29 protein-coding genes are annotated in these 16,413 nt (G+C 69.3%); 24 read left to right on the top strand and 5 right to left on the bottom strand.

What is annotated here, in order from left to right; all coding sequences use genetic code 11:
• Nucleotide 1: 1 nt before the first annotated feature.
• Nucleotides 2-193: a hypothetical protein gene (locus tag F784_RS0103195; protein ID WP_019585254.1), complete on the bottom strand. Its 192-nt coding sequence runs from the start codon at nt 191-193 to the stop codon at nt 2-4.
• Between the two features lie 121 nt (nt 194-314).
• Nucleotides 315-545 carry a hypothetical protein gene (locus F784_RS0103190; RefSeq protein WP_019585253.1) on the bottom strand — a complete coding sequence of 77 codons (231 nt, stop codon included), beginning with the start codon at nt 543-545 and terminating at the stop codon, nt 315-317.
• A gap of 130 nt (nt 546-675) precedes the next feature.
• Here F784_RS0103190 and F784_RS0103185 point away from each other — a divergent pair, with 130 nt between their 5' ends.
• Nucleotides 676-1,020, top strand: coding sequence for a hypothetical protein (locus F784_RS0103185; RefSeq protein WP_019585252.1), 345 nt, complete (start codon nt 676-678; stop codon nt 1,018-1,020).
• Between the two features lie 69 nt (nt 1,021-1,089).
• On the top strand, nt 1,090-1,503 hold the full coding sequence (locus F784_RS0103180; RefSeq protein ID WP_019585251.1) for a hypothetical protein: 414 nt from the start codon (nt 1,090-1,092) through the stop codon (nt 1,501-1,503).
• 259 nt (nt 1,504-1,762) lie between these two features.
• On the opposite strand, the gene F784_RS24380 is transcribed toward F784_RS0103180, so the two are convergent.
• A complete protein-coding gene (locus F784_RS24380) occupies nt 1,763-2,266 on the bottom strand; it encodes a hypothetical protein (protein ID WP_019585250.1) in 504 nt (167 codons plus the stop codon).
• A 167-nt stretch (nt 2,267-2,433) separates the two neighbouring features.
• Here F784_RS24380 and F784_RS0103170 point away from each other — a divergent pair, with 167 nt between their 5' ends.
• From F784_RS0103170 to F784_RS25905, 5 genes are all read left to right on the top strand, one after another.
• Nucleotides 2,434-2,997, top strand: coding sequence for a hypothetical protein (locus F784_RS0103170; protein ID WP_019585249.1), 564 nt, complete (start codon nt 2,434-2,436; stop codon nt 2,995-2,997).
• Nucleotides 2,978-3,322, top strand: a complete 345-nt coding sequence (locus tag F784_RS0103165) for a hypothetical protein (protein ID WP_019585248.1) — start codon at nt 2,978-2,980, stop codon at nt 3,320-3,322. The genes F784_RS0103170 and F784_RS0103165 overlap by 20 nt, the downstream gene beginning before the upstream one ends.
• Before the next feature lie 112 nt (nt 3,323-3,434).
• Nucleotides 3,435-3,734 (top strand): hypothetical protein, encoded by a 300-nt coding sequence (locus F784_RS0103160; protein ID WP_019585247.1) that lies wholly within the window; start codon nt 3,435-3,437, stop codon nt 3,732-3,734.
• A gap of 52 nt (nt 3,735-3,786) precedes the next feature.
• The gene (locus F784_RS0103155; RefSeq protein WP_019585246.1) at nt 3,787-3,990 is read left to right on the top strand and encodes a hypothetical protein; all 204 of its coding nucleotides are present in this window, start codon (nt 3,787-3,789) and stop codon (nt 3,988-3,990) included.
• A gap of 104 nt (nt 3,991-4,094) precedes the next feature.
• A complete protein-coding gene (locus tag F784_RS25905; protein WP_019585245.1) occupies nt 4,095-4,244 on the top strand; it encodes a hypothetical protein in 150 nt (49 codons plus the stop codon).
• 75 nt (nt 4,245-4,319) lie between these two features.
• On the opposite strand, the gene F784_RS25900 is transcribed toward F784_RS25905, so the two are convergent.
• A complete protein-coding gene (locus tag F784_RS25900) occupies nt 4,320-4,505 on the bottom strand; it encodes a hypothetical protein (protein WP_157464956.1) in 186 nt (61 codons plus the stop codon).
• A gap of 160 nt (nt 4,506-4,665) precedes the next feature.
• Here F784_RS25900 and F784_RS0103140 point away from each other — a divergent pair, with 160 nt between their 5' ends.
• The 10 genes from F784_RS0103140 to F784_RS25895 all read left to right on the top strand — a co-directional run bounded on the left by F784_RS0103140 (nt 4,666) and on the right by F784_RS25895 (nt 8,533).
• Entirely contained in the window at nt 4,666-5,109 is a 444-nt protein-coding gene (locus F784_RS0103140) for a hypothetical protein (protein ID WP_019585243.1), read from the top strand.
• Nucleotides 5,106-5,312: a hypothetical protein gene (locus F784_RS0103135; RefSeq protein ID WP_157464955.1), complete on the top strand. Its 207-nt coding sequence runs from the start codon at nt 5,106-5,108 to the stop codon at nt 5,310-5,312. The genes F784_RS0103140 and F784_RS0103135 overlap by 4 nt, the downstream gene beginning before the upstream one ends.
• Nucleotides 5,309-5,494 (top strand): hypothetical protein, encoded by a 186-nt coding sequence (locus F784_RS0103130; RefSeq protein WP_019585241.1) that lies wholly within the window; start codon nt 5,309-5,311, stop codon nt 5,492-5,494. Before F784_RS0103135 ends, F784_RS0103130 begins: the two co-directional genes overlap by 4 nt.
• Nucleotides 5,491-5,715, top strand: coding sequence for a hypothetical protein (locus F784_RS0103125; protein ID WP_019585240.1), 225 nt, complete (start codon nt 5,491-5,493; stop codon nt 5,713-5,715). Before F784_RS0103130 ends, F784_RS0103125 begins: the two co-directional genes overlap by 4 nt.
• Before the next feature lie 130 nt (nt 5,716-5,845).
• Complete coding sequence (locus F784_RS0103120) at nt 5,846-6,214, top strand: RusA family crossover junction endodeoxyribonuclease (RefSeq protein ID WP_019585239.1); 369 nt, start codon at nt 5,846-5,848, stop codon at nt 6,212-6,214.
• Nucleotides 6,211-6,846, top strand: a complete 636-nt coding sequence (locus F784_RS24375; RefSeq protein WP_019585238.1) for a metallophosphoesterase — start codon at nt 6,211-6,213, stop codon at nt 6,844-6,846. The genes F784_RS0103120 and F784_RS24375 overlap by 4 nt, the downstream gene beginning before the upstream one ends.
• A 166-nt stretch (nt 6,847-7,012) precedes the next feature.
• Complete coding sequence (locus F784_RS0103110; protein ID WP_019585237.1) at nt 7,013-7,330, top strand: hypothetical protein; 318 nt, start codon at nt 7,013-7,015, stop codon at nt 7,328-7,330.
• A 3-nt stretch (nt 7,331-7,333) separates the two neighbouring features.
• Nucleotides 7,334-7,951 carry a hypothetical protein gene (locus F784_RS0103105; protein WP_019585236.1) on the top strand — a complete coding sequence of 206 codons (618 nt, stop codon included), beginning with the start codon at nt 7,334-7,336 and terminating at the stop codon, nt 7,949-7,951.
• A gap of 114 nt (nt 7,952-8,065) precedes the next feature.
• Nucleotides 8,066-8,251 (top strand): hypothetical protein, encoded by a 186-nt coding sequence (locus tag F784_RS0103100; RefSeq protein ID WP_019585235.1) that lies wholly within the window; start codon nt 8,066-8,068, stop codon nt 8,249-8,251.
• 81 nt (nt 8,252-8,332) lie between these two features.
• Nucleotides 8,333-8,533: a hypothetical protein gene (locus F784_RS25895; RefSeq protein WP_157464954.1), complete on the top strand. Its 201-nt coding sequence runs from the start codon at nt 8,333-8,335 to the stop codon at nt 8,531-8,533.
• A 19-nt stretch (nt 8,534-8,552) separates the two neighbouring features.
• On the opposite strand, the gene F784_RS0103090 is transcribed toward F784_RS25895, so the two are convergent.
• Nucleotides 8,553-8,996: a hypothetical protein gene (locus tag F784_RS0103090; RefSeq protein WP_019585233.1), complete on the bottom strand. Its 444-nt coding sequence runs from the start codon at nt 8,994-8,996 to the stop codon at nt 8,553-8,555.
• A 31-nt stretch (nt 8,997-9,027) separates the two neighbouring features.
• Here F784_RS0103090 and F784_RS0103085 point away from each other — a divergent pair, with 31 nt between their 5' ends.
• The 7 genes from F784_RS0103085 to F784_RS0103055 all read left to right on the top strand — a co-directional run bounded on the left by F784_RS0103085 (nt 9,028) and on the right by F784_RS0103055 (nt 16,413).
• Nucleotides 9,028-9,510: a transposase gene (locus F784_RS0103085; RefSeq protein ID WP_019585232.1), complete on the top strand. Its 483-nt coding sequence runs from the start codon at nt 9,028-9,030 to the stop codon at nt 9,508-9,510.
• Nucleotides 9,422-11,086, top strand: coding sequence for a hypothetical protein (locus tag F784_RS0103080; protein WP_211211870.1), 1,665 nt, complete (start codon nt 9,422-9,424; stop codon nt 11,084-11,086). Before F784_RS0103085 ends, F784_RS0103080 begins: the two co-directional genes overlap by 89 nt.
• A 97-nt stretch (nt 11,087-11,183) precedes the next feature.
• Nucleotides 11,184-12,413, top strand: a complete 1,230-nt coding sequence (locus tag F784_RS0103075) for a phage portal protein family protein (protein ID WP_019585230.1) — start codon at nt 11,184-11,186, stop codon at nt 12,411-12,413.
• Nucleotides 12,414-12,418: 5 nt separating this feature from the next.
• The gene (locus F784_RS24370) at nt 12,419-14,029 is read left to right on the top strand and encodes a S49 family peptidase (protein ID WP_019585229.1); all 1,611 of its coding nucleotides are present in this window, start codon (nt 12,419-12,421) and stop codon (nt 14,027-14,029) included.
• Nucleotides 14,030-14,076: 47 nt separating this feature from the next.
• On the top strand, nt 14,077-14,475 hold the full coding sequence (locus F784_RS0103065) for a hypothetical protein (RefSeq protein ID WP_019585228.1): 399 nt from the start codon (nt 14,077-14,079) through the stop codon (nt 14,473-14,475).
• Nucleotides 14,476-14,551: 76 nt separating this feature from the next.
• Nucleotides 14,552-15,658, top strand: coding sequence for a hypothetical protein (locus tag F784_RS0103060; RefSeq protein WP_019585227.1), 1,107 nt, complete (start codon nt 14,552-14,554; stop codon nt 15,656-15,658).
• Nucleotides 15,659-15,663: 5 nt separating this feature from the next.
• A complete protein-coding gene (locus F784_RS0103055; protein ID WP_157464953.1) occupies nt 15,664-16,413 on the top strand; it encodes a hypothetical protein in 750 nt (249 codons plus the stop codon).

The following is a 16,413-nucleotide window of genomic DNA, read 5'->3' as shown; positions in this document are numbered from 1 at the left end:
CTCACCGGATCTCTCGGCGATCCAGCATCCCCCGCACCGCGTCCAGCAGGTCCTCGTCCGCCAGGCGATCTGCATCCGGCACGGAGACGATCTGCCGATCTACCCGGACCGTGGTGCTCTGCCACACCCCGTAGGTGCCCGGATGATTCACCCGCTTGATCGTGATGACTCGCCCCTGATGCCTGGCGTTCATGACCCACCGTACTCCCACCCCTGAGGAGGTGACCGTATGACCCCGCCCGATGCCCTCCAGCAACGACCATTGCCCAAGTTAGGCTCAAAGGTCGTGAAGGGTGAGGGAGAGGTGCCGGTGATCAGGAGCGGATGCGTTCCAACCTGAACTGCCAGCCCTCGGGGCCAGGACCGTACTCCTTGATGACGTGCGCCGCCACGTTCCCCTCACGTGTGTGGACCGTGCTGGGTGTTGCCGACTGATACATGCGGAGCAGGTCGATGACGGCATCCGTGGGTTCATGAAAGTGCAGTTGGAGGTAGCCCTCGCGACTGGACACGATTTCTGCGCCGCTGGCATCAATCTCGGGCATGTCGCAACGCTACAGGCATTGAGGGCGTCGTACAGGAGCAGGAAGTAAAGATCAGCTGCGAGGATTCTTCAGGGGTATGAGTTCCCTGTTAACTCGCATGCATCAGCCGTAGAGGAGGTGACCCGCCCAGATGTCCGAACCTGACGCGAAACCAATCACCGCCGAGGAGCTGGGCGCGGGCTGCCAACTGGGGAGCCGTTCAGTTCGCACTGCTGAAGTGAGCAACCGTTGGTTGACGCGGGCGGGTAGGCTGGGGCGCATGGAGAAAAAAATAGTCCAGATCGTTATCGTGAACGGAAATTCTTGGGACGACCTTGAGATGGACGAGACTATGGTGAGCGACCTCCGCAGGCAGTTTCAGACTGGGCATGGGACCTTCCAAATCACCCTGCCGAATAAAAATCAGGTGGATATCGCCATGCAGCACGTGACCCACATCGTGGTCAGGAATCAAAGACCACCGGTCATGCTCTGACACATCCCAACGCCATCACCCCCGCCACCCGCACCCGGCGGGGTTTTTCGTTGCCTAAGGAGGTGACCCATGGCCGCACCGAAACGAGACAACGCCCGCGCTGCCCGCGCCCTGGTGGACGCCGCCCTCCTTGGGGACGCGACAGCTTGCACGAAGCACGAAATCACGCTCAGGACGCTGCAAAGGTACCGCGCCGCCCTCGACGACGATGAAGAGTTGTCGTCGTTCTACAGCCAACTGTCGCGCGCCGTCACCACGCAGAACTGGGCCCAGGAACTCAACATCACCCTCGTCACCCTCGTGCGCAGGCAGGAGGAGATCGCCCGCGACCTCCGCAACCCCACGGCTGAGAACCTGAGCGCCATCACCGGCGCCATCAAGGCGCTCGCCGAGATCGCCATCACGAGGGAGGTGTTAGGTGCTGGAGATGGTCAGCCGGATTCAGGCGACCCGGAAACGGGTCGCCAGGATTCAACCGCGTAAACCAACGGTTGTCAGGGGTGGGAAAACCGCCCAGCAGCGCTGGCTCCTCACCACCCGCCTCAACCAACTGCCCCCCGCAGGCGACTGGTTCGTCCGGCTGATCCTCGCGGGCTGCGGCTTCGGGAAGACCCGCACGGCTGCGCGAGTGACCTGACCACCTCTAACGGAAAGAGCTCACGTCAGTCAGAGAGGGCCTGCTGTCCTGTGCTGTCTATCGTGAACGCTTCGAGCAGCAGCCATGCCCGTTTCACCGCGGCCCCTAGAGGTACAGCTTGTGGACCGCTCTTCGGTGCTTCTCGAACACCGTCGCCTCGGCCCTCTGGCGATCTGCTCGGCTCAGCCCCTCCAGCAGGTAGCTGTGCTTCTGCTCCCAGTCAAACAGCTCACCCAGGTGATGGCTCCACCGCTCCTGGTCAGACATGGAATCCGCACCCGGGGGAAGCCTCAGGGTTGGGGGGTACGCCTTGACGTACTGTTGGCCCGGCGCCCCGTGCTTGATCGGCCCGACCCGGGCCGCCTTCTCCACACGAGCCTGCGCTTGGCCAGCCTGCTTCCTGGCAGCGTCAAAGGCCACGGTCGCTTCAGCCACGAGCACGCGCTCTTTGAGGTAGAGCTTGGCTGACATGTCCACCTGGCGGCCCCAGCGGTTCACGCGCAACGCGTTCGGCTCCTCGCGGTCCGGCGGGCCGAGGAGATCACGGATCATGGCGGGCCGCCAGCCGCGTTCGATGAGGTCCTGGGCCGAGAGGGCAGGGGCGGTCACCAGCGGCTCTTTCTCACGTCCTGGAGGGGGCGCGAGGGCGCGGGGCATGCAGCAGGTTCAGGGCGAGCGGGTGACAAGAACGGAGCAAACATGGAATTTTCACTCTCCCACTTGGACGCCTGCCTCGTCCACCACAACCCACCCACATCGTTAAGGAGGTGACCCCCATGACCAAACGCGACCCCAAGCCCAAGACGACCCCGAAGAAGCAGAGCGGTAGCGGGGCGCGCAGCGCCGGAGGCCGCCCCACCAAGCATGACTGGAGCGCCATCCGCCGCGAGTTCATCCGGGGCGACGACACGGTGACACTCAAGACCCTGAGTGACAAACCTGGAGCGCCGACCTACGACGCGATTAAAGCCCGCTCAGCACGGGAGGACTGGGCTGAGCTGCGCGCCGAGTTTCGTCACCGCGTGGACACCAAGACGCGCGCCCTCAACCTTGAAACGGTGGAGGAGGTCCGCCTGCGTCAGGCCGAGATCGGCAAGGCCCTCCAGACGGCGGCGGTGCGCGGCCTGACCCACCTGAAACCGGAGGAGCTCGGCGCGTTTGCCGTCGCCCGTCTCGCCACGGCGGGCGCGCAACTGGAACGCCAGGCGCGCGGCATGGAGGAGTTCACCGTGCGGGTGGAGGATCTCCGCAGCCCGGCGGACCTGAAGAACCTCACCACCGACCAACTGATGGAGCTGCTGGAGCGGAGGCGGCGGGCGCGTGGCGCGGCAAAAGCGTGACGACCTGCCCGACTGGCTGAATGACGACGTGATCTTCGCGGAACTGGCCGAGCGGGAACTGGCCGACCGCGGTGCCCTGCCCGAGCCAGAGGAGACGGGGCCCCTCACCCTCCGGGAGTTCGCACACAAGTTCTGGGACGTCCTGGAGCCCGGTACGCCCCTCGCCTGGGGCTGGGTGCTCGACGCGATGTGCCTGCACCTGGAGGCGGCGGCGCGGCGGCCCTCCAGGTGGCTGCGGTGGCCGCGCAGGGGCCTCACGACCCGGAGGAGACCCGCGCGGTGCTCGTGCGGGCGCTGGGGGGGAACGCGAAGCTCAACGCGCTGATGGAGGAGACCCCTCCGGGGTTGCGCTCCGGCACCTCCCGGCGGGCGTGGGTGACGGACATCGACCCGGAACGCGCGCAGCAGCTCGTGACCGAGGGACGGGAAGCAAGACCATGCATCCCTGGACGGCGATCACGCAGCTCCTCGATCAGGAGATCGGGGCGAGCATCCAGCGGGGCCAGGGGCAGGGCCAGGCGGTGGTCACCCTGCCCGGCGCGTACCTGACGGCGGAGGAGAAGGCCGCGAAGGCCGCTCAGCATGAGGGAATTGAGCCGGGCCAACAGTGGCAGAGCCGCGCGTCTGGGAAGCTGTACGTGATTGAGGAAGTCTCCAGTCAGAGCGTGACGGTGGAAGGCGTTGGGGAGTACCCGTTCCAGAAGTTCCACCAGCCCTTTGCTCGCCCCGTGAAGTAGCCGTACCCGCCCGCCCTGGCCCGCTGCCTCGGCGGGCGCAGGAGCACCACACATGAAGAAGCGCCAGATCCCGACCTACAAAGGCACGCACCCCGATCACCTCGCCACCGCCGAACAACTCCGCCAGCAGGGCCTGAAACCTCACCCGCCCGAGCCGGTCGCCCTGCTTGCCTACCAGCGCGGGGACACCACCGGCCTGTGCGGACTGCACGAGCGGGCCACGGCGGTGCCGCTGGAGAAACACCCCGCGGGGTGACGCACCCCATGGGGGGGACTGTCCCGGCCGGGAGCGGACGCGCCCTATAGGGCCCCGAGTCCGCCCCCGAATGCCGTGCCCGGACGCGCGGCGACGATGCCTGCATGAGCCGCGTGATTTGGACAGCCACCGTGAAGCCTCTCGACGCCCGGACCCCCACGAAGGGCGGGGACCACCACGAAGGGGACTGGCGGTACCGCATCCTCCGAGTGCAGCGCCTCCCGGACGGCCGGTACCGCCTGACCCTCCGCTAACCCGACCGCCCTACCTCCGCGCCCCACACCCTGACGGCTGGGGCGCGTGCCTGTGCCGAGGTACCCATGACCCAGCTAGAAAGCCTGAGCGCCCGCATCGCCCGACTGGAAGGCGCCGTGCGGGCCGGACAGGACGCCGAAACCGAGATCACCCGCCTGCTCGACCGCGTGGAAGAACTCCAGCCCATCAAGCACGCCGGGCTCCTCGCCGCCCGCCAGCTCGCCCCCATCGAGGCGCTGCTGAGCGGGGAGGACGGGCATATCCCTGTGCCGGTGATCACCATCCCTGCCGAAACCGTACAGGAGGCCCAGGAAGAGGCTCCGGAACCGCAGAGCGCCCCGGACCCCGGAGTCGCCTCCAGACACCTCCGAGCCCGCCACGGGGCTGGAGGAGGGCGGCGAGGAGCCCTACCGAACGGGGATGGACGTGCTGCTCGACTGGATCGAGGCGCAGGCCCCCGGGCGGGAGTTCACCTCCCTGGACGCGACGGCGGAGACGGGAGTGCCGGACAGCAGCGTCCGCACCTACCTCGGCCCCATCGTCAAGCAGGGCACCTTCGGCCTGACCCGCGTGGAGGGCACGGGGAAGCCCGGCATCCCCTCGCGGTACGTGCGCGCTGTCCCCGAGCCGGAGGTCGCCCCGGGAGAGCCGCCCGCCCCTGACGCTGCCCCGGCCTCCGCCGTGCCCGTCGCAGACCGGGAGGTCGTCCTGGGCGCCCTGCGGATTCACGGCCGCCCGATGAGCGAGAGCCTGCTGCTCGCGCGGGTGGGCGGGCTGAAGGTGACGGCCCTGCGCGCGACCCCCGCCGACCTGCTGGCGGACGGGCTGGCGAGACGGGACGGGCACCAATGGAGGGCGGCGTGAGCGAGGGGGCGCCGGACCTGGACGTGTGCCTGCCCGGGGGCCCGAGCGGGTTCGACGGTCGTCTGCTCGCGTGGGTGGTGCCGTCCGGGCTGCACGTGTGTGTCGCGCGCCCGGGTGAGCCCTCCATGACGCTCGACCTGGGACCCGAGCACGTGCTCGCGCTGGGGGAACTGGGGCGGGCGCGGTTCGGGGGCAGGCCGTGATTGACCCCGACACCCCCTTCCGCCCGCTCACCCAGGAGCAGGCCCACTGCCTGATCGCCCTGCACCGCGACCTTGAACAGATCAACACCCACGGCCCCGATGCGGCGGGCCTGAATGAGCGCATCGAGGCCCGCCGCGCCCGCCTCGCCGAACTCGGTATCGCAAGGAGCGATCAACCATGACCATCCTGCTCGCCGTCCTGCTGGCCCCCGTGATCGTCCTGCTCGCCGTGCTGCCCGCGTTCCTCGCCCTGGTGGGGGTCGGGACCGCCCTCGCTGCCGCGTTCCTGCTCACGCTGCTCGCCCTGGATTGGGTGTTCCCCGGCTGGCTGGGCTGCACCGGGTACGAGACGCGGGAGGATGACGCCGAGCAGGTCGCCTACCTCACCGCGAGGGGCCAGTGAGGCGCGTGCGCCGTGCCCGTCCGGACCCCTGCCGGTTGTGCGGGATGCGGGGCGGGCACTGGAGCGGGTGTCGGATGCTCCCTCAGCGCCCGCCCACCCCGGACTTAATACAGGCCTTGGGGGACGAGGGTTGAGCCTGGAACTCTGGCTGCCCGGGGAGTCCATCTCCTTGAACAACGTGTACTTCAACCGGCGTGGCGGGCGAGGGCGCGTGCTCACGCCGGAAGGGCAGGCGTTCAAGCAGCACGTCGCGTACCACGTGGGCCGGGCCCGCCCCAACGTCCCGCCCGGCCCGCTCGCCCTGACCGCCCACCTGTACGGCCGCTGGAGCACGAAGAACGGTGACCCCCGGCGCCGGGACCTCTCCAACGCGATCAAGGTGCTGGAGGACGCCGTGTTCGACGCCCTCCAGCTCGACGACTGCCGCGTGCGCGCCCTGAACGCCCGCGCGATTCACGACCCAAACCCGCGCATGTACGTGCGCCTGGAGGCCCTGTGACCCCCGAACCCCTCGCCTCCGTCGCCATCGGGGACATTCACGGGCGCCTCGACCTGCTCGACGCGCTGCTCGCCCGCTTCCCGGACCGCCGCCTGGTGTTCCTCGGGGATTACGTGGACCGGGGCCCGGACTCGCCCGGCGTGCTCCGGCGCGTGCGTGCCCTCGTTGAGTCCGGGCAGGCCGTCGCGTGCCTGGGGAACCACGACCTCATGATGATTGACGCCGTCGTGGAAGGCGGGGACCCGCACCTCTGGCAGATGAACGGCGGCACGGAGACGGAGGACGCCTACCTGGGCGATCACGCGGCGATGCTCGGGGACGCCCAGTGGATGCAGGAGCACCTGAAGCCCTGGCACGTGGAGGGCCGGGTGCTGTTCGCGCACGCCATGCGCCCGCACCCGTCCGACCCGGTCGCGCACCTGTGGGGCCGCCCGTTGGACACGCCGGTCTACCCGCTGCCCGCGGGCGTCACGGTGAGTGTTCACGGGCACACGCCCATGGCGGCCTGCCCGTTCCCGATGGGTCTGGAGGACGGGACGGTGGTGTGGTTCATCGACACGGGCGCCGTGTGGACGGGCAGGCTCTGCGCGCTGGACTGCGAGACGTTGACCCCAAGCGTGGTCCGCCTATGACCCTCCCGCACTTCCTCCCCTGCCCCCACGCGGGCTGCTCAGCCCTCCTCGCCGTCCCCACCCGCACCCCTGAAGGCGAACGCGCCCGCTGCGGCCTGTGCCGCCAGCCGACCGTGTACGCGCGGGGCGTGCTCGTGGCGCCAGTGGGCCCGCTGAAAGGAACGACATGAACGACAAACTGGTGTTGAACCTCAACCAGTCCGTCTACGTCCGATTGACCGAGCGCGGCCGTCAGTACCTGCGCGAGGAGCACGCCGTGTTCTGGGCCGAACACGCGCCGCCCCCACCCTTTCGCGTTCCCCCGTATCACGAACCGCTGGCCGACTCGGAGGGGTTCGTCGCCTTCCAGCTTCACAACTTCATCAGCAGATTCCACCCGCTGATGCAGCCGGGCGTTGAACTGGCCGCCTACTTCGAGGACGGCACGGACCTGTACCTCGAACGCGCGGCGGTTCGTGAAGTGCCCGCACCCCCACAGGAGTAACCCTTGCTCACGCTCACGCGCCCGCTGGAGGCCCCGCACTTGACCGACCCCACCCAGACCCCGGATGCGATGCCGGAAGGCCCGCAGGAGGCCCCCGCGAGGCCGCGCACCCGCCCCGTCCCCCGCGACCACCTCCCCACCATTCAGGAGCGGCGGGAAGCCCGCGAACTTGCCCGTCAGTACCGCGCGCTCGCCGAGGACTGGTACCGCGCCCTGCGGGCCTGGGACGTGCGCGAGCCCGCCGCCCCGCCCCCCATCTCCTACGCCCCCTTCACGGACGGCTGGGAGCCGGTCACCACCCTCGGGGAAGGCGGCCGGGACCTGCCCACCGCCCTCATGACGCCCATCGGGGAGCTGCGCGAGGTCGAGGTGGGCCGCCTCATCAGCACCTGGGCCGCGTCGAGCGTCCCGGACCGGCGCGCGGCTGGCGCCTTGCTGGAACGGGTGCGGGGCGCCTTCACCGCCCCCCGCTCCCTGCTGGAGGACGGCGGCTGGGCGTACCCGGCGCCCCGGCACGCGGGGTACGCGGTGGCCGTGCTCTCCCTGGCCGTGCAGTTCGGGGACGCGCGGGCGGAGGCGGCGCTCGTGTACGCGCAGGCCGTCCTGCGCCGCCAGCATTGACCACTCAGACTTGAGAGTTACCCTCACCTCTGATACATTTTTTGTTAAAGTCCAGAATCGTCTCTGCGCCCTCCGGGGCGCTTTTTTTGTGCCTGCCCACGGAGGCCCCCCCGCATGTGTGACCACCCCAAAGTCCTCGCCGGGCACCTCCGGGCGGACGACAAGCACGCCATCGGCTACTACTGCCCGACCTGCAACACCGTCACCTACGAGGCGAGAGGGAAGCAGCCCCTGCGCCAGAGTCGGTCGGGGGACACTGAGGCGAGGGAGCGCGCGATCCGGCAGTGGCTGGCGTCGTGAGGTGGGTGCGCCTGTACCGCCCGCCCCGGTACCGCGTCTGCCGCAACGGCCTGCGCCGCCGCGCGTGAGAGGGGGAGGGATGTGGACCCGAGACACCCGCCGGAACCCGTGCGTGAGAGCCCCTGGGACTGGACGGGGAAGCTCAAGCGGCGGTACCGGGACATCAACGCCCTCGTGACGCCCCTCTGGGACCCGCCCCCGCTCCCGCAGCGGCACGTGCTGCACCCGGAAGCGAGGACGGTCAGCGAGCTGAGCGCGATGCTGGACGCGATCTGGGGCTAACGACGTCGCGAGACGGTTGTTATTTGAGCAACGTCACGGCCTCGCCGTAAAGCACGAGCATCTGTTCCTCGACCCAATCCCTGGTCAGGGGAAGCCGCGTGACCGCGCCGACCCGATCTGGACTGCCGGACCCACCGAGGTGAACGATGAGAAGTTCGGGTTCGTTTGAGTCGGGCATCAACTGCCACTCCGCGTGCTTGTAGGTGCTGTTGAGTCGGATTTTGATCCACGGGATCATGTGGAATTGGTCAGATTGTCCAATGGAGCCTTCTAGGCCGCTGCCTTTAGCGACCTCGAACATTTTCTGCGCGGTAGGCACGATCAGCTCGTTGAACTCCCTCTCTGCTGCAGATTTGAAAGTCTTCTCCCGGTCACGCTTAGCCTGCTCGTCCGCCTGACGGCGTTGTTGGGTGGCATCGGCTTGGTCGCGGATTTGGCGCAGTTTTTCCTCGAAGTCACTCATATCCCCATTCTCCCAGAGAGGAGGTGCCCCCATGCCGCAACCCAAGAAGCAGCCCCGGCCAGCGGGGGGGCACAAGAGCGTGGACGGCGGCCCGGCCCGCACCCGCCCCACGTACACGCACGAGCAGAAAGTGGCGATATTGGCCGCCCTCGCCGCCAACAACGGCAACATCAGCAAAACCGCGCGCGAGACGGGCGTCTCCCGGGACAAGCTGCGCGAGTGGCAGGCCTCAACTCTCCAGACCTCGCCGGAAGTCGTCACCCTTAAAAAGGAACTCAGCGACTCCTACCGGAGCAAGCTCAAAAGGGCGCGGGAGGCGGCCCTCGACCGCATGCTGGAACTCCTCCCCCACGAGCACGACCTGCACAAGGTGACGGGCGCGGCGAAGATCCTCAGCGAACTCAACATTACGGAGGAGGTGGCAGATGACCTCAGCAACAGATCCTCGGCTGGCGTTCCTGCCACCGATGGCGCAACGCCTCCTGCGGATGCGCCAGCAACGCGCCTCAACTGAGTCCCCAGCCCTTGAGGTGGGCAATCGTACGGGCGAGCCCGCCCCCGAACACTACGAGGACTGGTTGCGCGAACTGTGGCCCGCCACCTACGTCTCGGCCCTCGCCGACTGCCAGCACGATTTCTGGCGCTGGCTCTGGGCCTGCGATCCCGCGCGCAGTTCCAGCGGGGTGTTCGTGTGGCCCCGTGGGTGGTCCAAAACGACCAACGCCCGCCGCGCCCCCATCCGCCTCGCCACCCGGGGCTACCGCTACGGCCTGTACGTGCAGGCCAACCAGGACATGGCCGACGACAGCGTGCAGAACATCGGCCTGATGCTGGAGAACCCGCGCATCGCCCGCCACTACCCGGACCTTTCCGAGCGCAAGGTGGGCAAGCACGGGGACAGCAAGGGCTGGCGCCGCAACCGGGTGTGGACTCGCTCCGGCATCGTGATTGACGCGGCCGGGCTGGATACCGCGGTGCGCGGCCTGAACCTGGAGGACGTGCGCCCCGACTTCATCGTTCTCGACGACATCGACGGGCGGCACGACAGCCTCGCCACCACCCGCAAGAAGATGGAGACCATCAAGGACTCCATCATCCCGGCGGGCGCGCCCAACCGGGCGATCATGGTCATGCAGAACCTGATCATCCCGCATGGCGTTGTCACCCGCCTCGCCAACGCCAACCCCGAGTACCGGGCGGACTTCCTGATGGACCGGTATGTCTCCGGCCCGTACCCCGCCATCGAGGGCTTCGAGTACGAGGGCCGTCCGGACCCCGAGACGGGGCGCGTGCGGTGGTTCATCACGGCAGGGGAGAGCACCTGGCCGGACGCCCGCCCCGTCCGCCCCACGCTGGAGGCCGAGCTGAACGACATCGGCCCGGACTCCTTCATCCGCGAGAAGCAGAACGACGTGGCGAGCATGACGGGGAGCCTGTACGAGGGGTTCGACCTGGACGCGCTGCTGCGGCCCTTCCCGGAACTGGACGACTTGGAGGACGTTCACGTCTGGATCGACCCCGCCGTCACCGACACCAAATCCAGCGATAGCAACGGCATCCGCGCGGGGGGCAGGCTGCTCACCGGGCAGGTCATCGGCCTGTACTCCTGGGAGGGACGGGACGGGGTGGACGGCACCATGCGCCGGGCGCTGCTCAAGGCCGTGGAACTGCGGGCGAGCACGGTCGGCGTGGAGACCAACCAGGGCGGGGACACCTGGGCCACCGTCTTCCGCGCGACCTGGGACGCGCTGGTGGCCGAGGGGTTGATTCCCGGGGATACCCCCCGCCCCCGGTTCGAGCAGGTGAAGGCCAGCAGCGGCACGGGGGGAAAGCGGGAACGCTGGCAGCTCGCCAAGGCGGCCCGCGAGCGTGGCGAGTACCTGGAAGCGGTCGGCACCCACGAGGTGCTGTTCCGGACACTGCGGCGCCTCCCTGAGAACAAGCCCTATGACCTGGCGGACGTGGACGAGTGGCTGCGGCAGGGGTTGCGCGCTCGGCGCAAGGCGTCTGCCGTCCCCGCCCCCGCCCCCGCCGCGGCCATCGACCTCTCCCTGATCGGGGGCCAGAAGCGCCCGACCTTCCGCAAGTGAAAGGGGGTGACCCATCACCCGTAACGTAGACCTTGGCATCGTCGGCGTCGGCGGCGCCCAGCCGTCCTGGTTCCGCGCCTACCTCCCCGAGGAGGGCGTGTACGCCGCCCAACTGTTTCAGGAGATTCGGGACAGTGACCCCATCGTGGGCGGCGTGTTCCTCGCCCTGGAATCCATGTTCCGGCAGGTGGCATGGACCGAGCAGCCCGCGAACGACACCCCGGAGGCCGCCGCCTGGGCCGAGTTCCTGGCCGGGTGCCGGGCCGACATGAGCCACACCTGGCCCGGCTTCATCGCCGAGGTGCTGAGCATGCTCGTCCACGGCTGGTCCTACTTCAACGTCGTGTACAAGCTCCGGCGAGGACCAGACGAACCCGACGCCCGCTACCGCAGCCGCTTCACGGACGGGCGGCTCGGCTGGCGCAAGTTCGCCCTGCGGCCCCAGCGCACCCTGGCCCGCTGGGAGGCGGACGGGGACGGCGGCATTCAGGGCCTGTGGCAGCGCACGCCGAGGGGCGAGGTGTTCATCCCCATCCAGCGCGCGCTGCACTTTCGCACGATCGAGGCGGGTGGGCACCCGGAAGGGCGCAGCCTGCTCGTCAACGCCCGCCGGTCCTACCGCTACCAGTCCCGGCTGGAGGAGTTTGAGGCGGTGGGGGTGGAGCGCGATCTCGCGGGCATTCCGCACGTCACCGTGCCCGTCGAGCACCTCAGCCCGGACGCAACCGCCGCCCAGCAGGCCACCGTCCAGCTCGTGCAGGAGATGGCGGCGGGCCTGCGTGCGGACGAGCGGGCCTACGTACTCACCCCGGCAGAGGACTACGCGGTGCGGGAGGAGGACGAGGACGGGAACGTGAAGTACCAGCGCCTGCCCACCGGGTACTCCTTCAAGCTGCTGTCCTCCGGCGGCACCCGCGCCCACGACACGGACCGGATCATCCGGCGCTACAGCCAGCGCATCAGCGCGTCCCTGCTCGCCACCTTCCTGCTGCTGGGGGGCTCGGAGGGCAAGGGCGCGCAAGCTCTTAGCTCCGACCTCACTGACCTGTTCGAACTGGCGGGCACCGGCATCCTCGACGGCATCGCGGAGGTGCTCAACCGCTTCGCCGTGGGGAACCTGATGCGCCTGAACGGCGTGCCCCCGGAACTCTGGCCGCGGCTGGAGCACGGCGGATTGAGCGAGTCGGCCTGGCACGACCTGCTCAACCAGATCGGCACCGTCATGAACGCGGGCGGCATTACCCACGACGGCAACCTCGAAACCTACCTGCGCCAGAAGATGGGCCTGCCGGAGAAGGAAGACGCGGCGGCAGAGGAGGACTCTTGAACAGGATGCAGTTTCTGACCCGGGCGCTGAGCAGCGGCGGGACCTGGGCTATTCGGCCCCACGCGCTGGAGGAACTCCAGCAGCTCGTCGCCAGCCGGGGGCTACCTGAGGCCCCGGACACGGGCGCCGAGCCGCAGGCTGCCGAACGTGTCCCGATGGCCCGCAACCCCGGCAGGCAGGTCGCCGTCCTGACCTTCCACGGCACGGTGGTCAGCCGCGCGCCCCGCTGGGCGCAGGCCTACGGGTACATCAGCCCGCAGAACTTCGCCGCGGAGGTCCGCGCCCTGGCGGATGACCCTACCGTCAGCGCCATCGCCGTGTGGTGCGATTCGCCCGGGGGCACCGTTGCCGGGACGGTGGAGGCTGCCGAGGCCGTTGCCTACGCCCGGGGCAAGAAGCGGGTGACGTTCGCCTGCGCGGACATGACGTGCAGCGCCGCGTACTGGATCGCCTCGCAGGCGACCGAGATCGTCGTCACCCCCACCGCCCTGGTGGGCAGCATCGGCGTGATCACCGTTCACGCGGATTACAGCGGGATGCTGGGCAGCCTGGGCGTCGTCGTGAGCTACATCCGCAGCGCCGCGAAGAAAGCGCTGGGGCAGCCTTACGAGTCGCTCTCCGAGGAGGCCCGCGCCGAGCGGCAGGAGATGGTGGACGCCATCCATACCCAGTTCGTGCAGGCAGTCGCCAAGGGCCGCCGCAAGGCCCGCAACGTCGTCGCCGAGCAGTGGGCGACCGGCCACGTCTGGACCGGGCAGGACGCCGTGACGGCGGGGCTGGCCGACCGCGTAGCCTCCCTGGGCCAGGTCCTTGCGGAACTCACCGGCAACGCGGCCCCTCCGGAGTCGCCCGCGCCGCCTGACGACGAGGAGGACCCCGAGGCCCAGACCACCCCCTCACCAGCTGCCACCGGCGATCCGGAGCCACCGGATGCTGAGCAGACCAGCCCCACGGAAGAGCCGCCTCCCGATCCGGAGGCGGCTTCTTCCATCGACCCCACGACCGCGCCAAGCGCGCAGGAGGCCCAGACCATGAACATCGCCGCCATTTCCGCGAAACTCGCCGCAGGCGAGAAGCTCACCGCCGAGGAACGCCGCTTCCTCAACGACCACCTGGGGACGGAGGAGGGCGCGGCAGCGGTTGCGCCCTCCGGTTCCACCACGCCGAGCGCCGGGGTTGACCCCTCCAGCCTCAGCCCCGAGGTGCGCGCCCTGCTCGACCAGGCCACCGCCCGCGCCGAGTCCGCCGAGCGTACCGCCAACACCGAGCGCGACACCCGCCTCAACCGCGAGTTCCGGGAACGGGCCCTCGCCCTGGGCCAGCCCGCCGCATTCGGGGCCACCCTGCGTGCCGCGCACGAGAAGCTCAGCGCTGAGGAGTACCAGGCGCTGGAGCAATCTCTGAATGCGACCGGCGCGCAGATGCAGCTTCTCGGCGAGTCGGGCAGCAGCCAGGACGACCGCAGCGCTGGCGGTAGCACCGGCAGCGTGCAGGCCGAGTACGCCAGCCGCGTCGAGGCCGCCATGAAGGCGGACCCCAAGCTCTCCCGCGCGGCCGCCGGGCAGAAGGTCATGCGCGACGATCCGGCCTTCGCCGCCCGCTACCGGGGCCGCTGAACTTCACTGCCTCTCGGCCCTCCGCCCTCTCGTAAAGGAGCACAACTGTGGCAACCATCAAGCCCACCAGCAAGCACGCGGGCAGCAGCGCCCGGGACCTCACCCCCTACCAGTGGCGGGCCGCCAAGCTCGTCGGCGCGGCCAGCAGCCAGGACAGCGCCACCGCTGAGCAGGATCAGCAGATCGACGTGGCTGCTGCCGGGGATCACGTCGTCGGCATCATCGAGTACCCCGGCGACAAGGCCGGAACGCCCACGACGCTCCTGACCGGGGGCCGCCTGAAGGTCAAGCTCGGTTACGCGGGTAAGGCCGGGGACCGCATCAAGGCGGGTGCGGACGGCGTGGCCCTGCTCGCCGCCGCCGGGGACAAGGCCTTCGGCACGCTGCTGGAGGCTGGCCCTCTCGGCGCCATCGTTTCCTTCGACTTCGACCACCTCACGGCCTGAGCAACACCGCACCGCTGCGGCCACCTCCCGCGGGGTGGCCGCTCGCCTTTGACTCCACTCCCCGAAAGGACACGACATGCGTCACCTGCTGAATGCCGGGCTGAGCCTCGGCGCCCCAATGGCCCTCGACTACAACCAGACCACCGGCCCCCTACCCCCCATGCACGCGGGCGGTCAGAGCGACCGCTACCTCACGGACATCGCCGTGGCGGACATCGAGGCCGACCAGGAGTTCCTGGCGCCCCAGGTGTTCCCCCGGCTCGACGTGGACCGCGACCGCGGCGGCTACCAGGTCTGGGACCGCGGCACGCTGCTGCGCCCGGAGTTCCGGGACCACGCTTACGGCGACCGCCCCAACATCGCCCACACGAAGATCGGCGAGGGCAACTACCGCGTGACCCACCGCAGCCTGGAACGGGTGATCACACCCAACGACCGGGCCAGCAGCCGGAATCCCCTCCAGCCCGAGGAGGACGCGGCGCTCTACCTCGCCGCCCAGGCGCGGCTCGACATCGACCTGCGCTTCACGGACGGCTACCTGACGCCGGACGCCGGGTGGGCCTACCAGTACCAGGGCGTGGCGGCCAACCCCAACCAGGCCAGTGACACGCCGGAGTTCCTCCAGTTCGACCAGCCCGGCGTGAGCCCCGGCCGCTTCGTGCGGGGCCGCTCGCAGCGCATGACGCTCATGACCGGCCGCAAGCCGAACGTGGCCCTGCTCGGCGCGGACGTGTACGCCTCCATGGTGTTCAACGAGGACATCGTGGACCGGGTGAAGTACGTGCAGGAGGGCGTGGCCGACCGCGACCTGATCGCCCGTTACCTGGACGTGGACCGGGTGCTCGTGGCAGGGGGCGCGTACAACGCCGCTCTGGAGGGCATGCCCGACGACTTCGAGTACCGGGTGGACCCCAAGGGCATGCTGCTGACCTACGCCGCCCCCCGCCCCAGCCGCACCACGCCCAGCGGCGGGTACATGTTCGTCTGGGCCAACCTGTACGAGCAGTTCCAGGGCGACAACGAGCGCATCGCGGAGACGCTCGCCCTGCTGCGCCGCGGCTACGACGACCGCACCGGCACGCGCTGGGTGCAGGCTCACACCGCTGTGGGCTTCGGCATCGTGGCCCCCGACCTGGGCATGTACTTCAGCGACGTGGTCCAGGCCAGCGCCGCCGACTGGTGAGCGCCGTGACCGGGACGAGCCCTTACGTCGCGCTCCGCGCCTTCCGCTTCGGCATCCAGGACCTCCAGCCCGGAGACCCGGTGCCGGTGGAGGCCGGGCGCAATTACCAGATGATGCTGCGCCTGGGCCAGATCGCCCCGGCGCCCGAGCCTGCCGGACAGCAGGAGACCCCGCCGGACGGCCACACCATCCACCTCCCGAAAGGGGTCAGGGTGGTGTTCGTCTCGCAGGACGGGGCGCACAGCCTCGTGCAGTTCCTCAATGTGGAAGAGGCTCCGCTGGAGGCCCTGGAGGGTCTGGGGTTGGAGCCTGGGGCCCGCGTCGCCCTGGTGACCTTCCCCGAGGACCCGGACAACGCCACCTTCGTGCCGATGGACAGCCTGCTGCCCGAACAGCCCACCCGGCGCTTGATCGAGGACCTGACGGCGCAGGCCCGGGACGCGGAGACTTCGGCCCTCGCCCACCCTGCCCCCGCTCAGGAACAGGAGATCGCCGCGCTGAAGGGCAAGGCGGCCTTCCTCGAACTGCTCGTGCAGGCCATTCGCGCCGAGGGGACGCCCCTGAAGCCGGACACGCCCAGTCTCAAGGACCTCCAAGCGAACGGCCTCCTTACCGAGGAAGGGTTGCGGCTGCTCGCCGCAGGCGAGACGGGCCGGGCCAACCTGATCGCGCTCGACCGCATCGGCGAGAAGACGGCCGACAAGATCCTCGCGTACCTGTTCCCGCCTGCCCCACCCGCCACCCCGGAGGGTTGA

The sequence above is a fragment of the Deinococcus apachensis DSM 19763 genome (assembly GCF_000381345.1).
In the GTDB taxonomy this organism is placed as follows: domain Bacteria; phylum Deinococcota; class Deinococci; order Deinococcales; family Deinococcaceae; genus Deinococcus; species Deinococcus apachensis.
The sequence above is the reverse complement of the archived record's forward strand: the minus strand, read 5'-3'. Positions and strand labels throughout refer to the sequence as shown.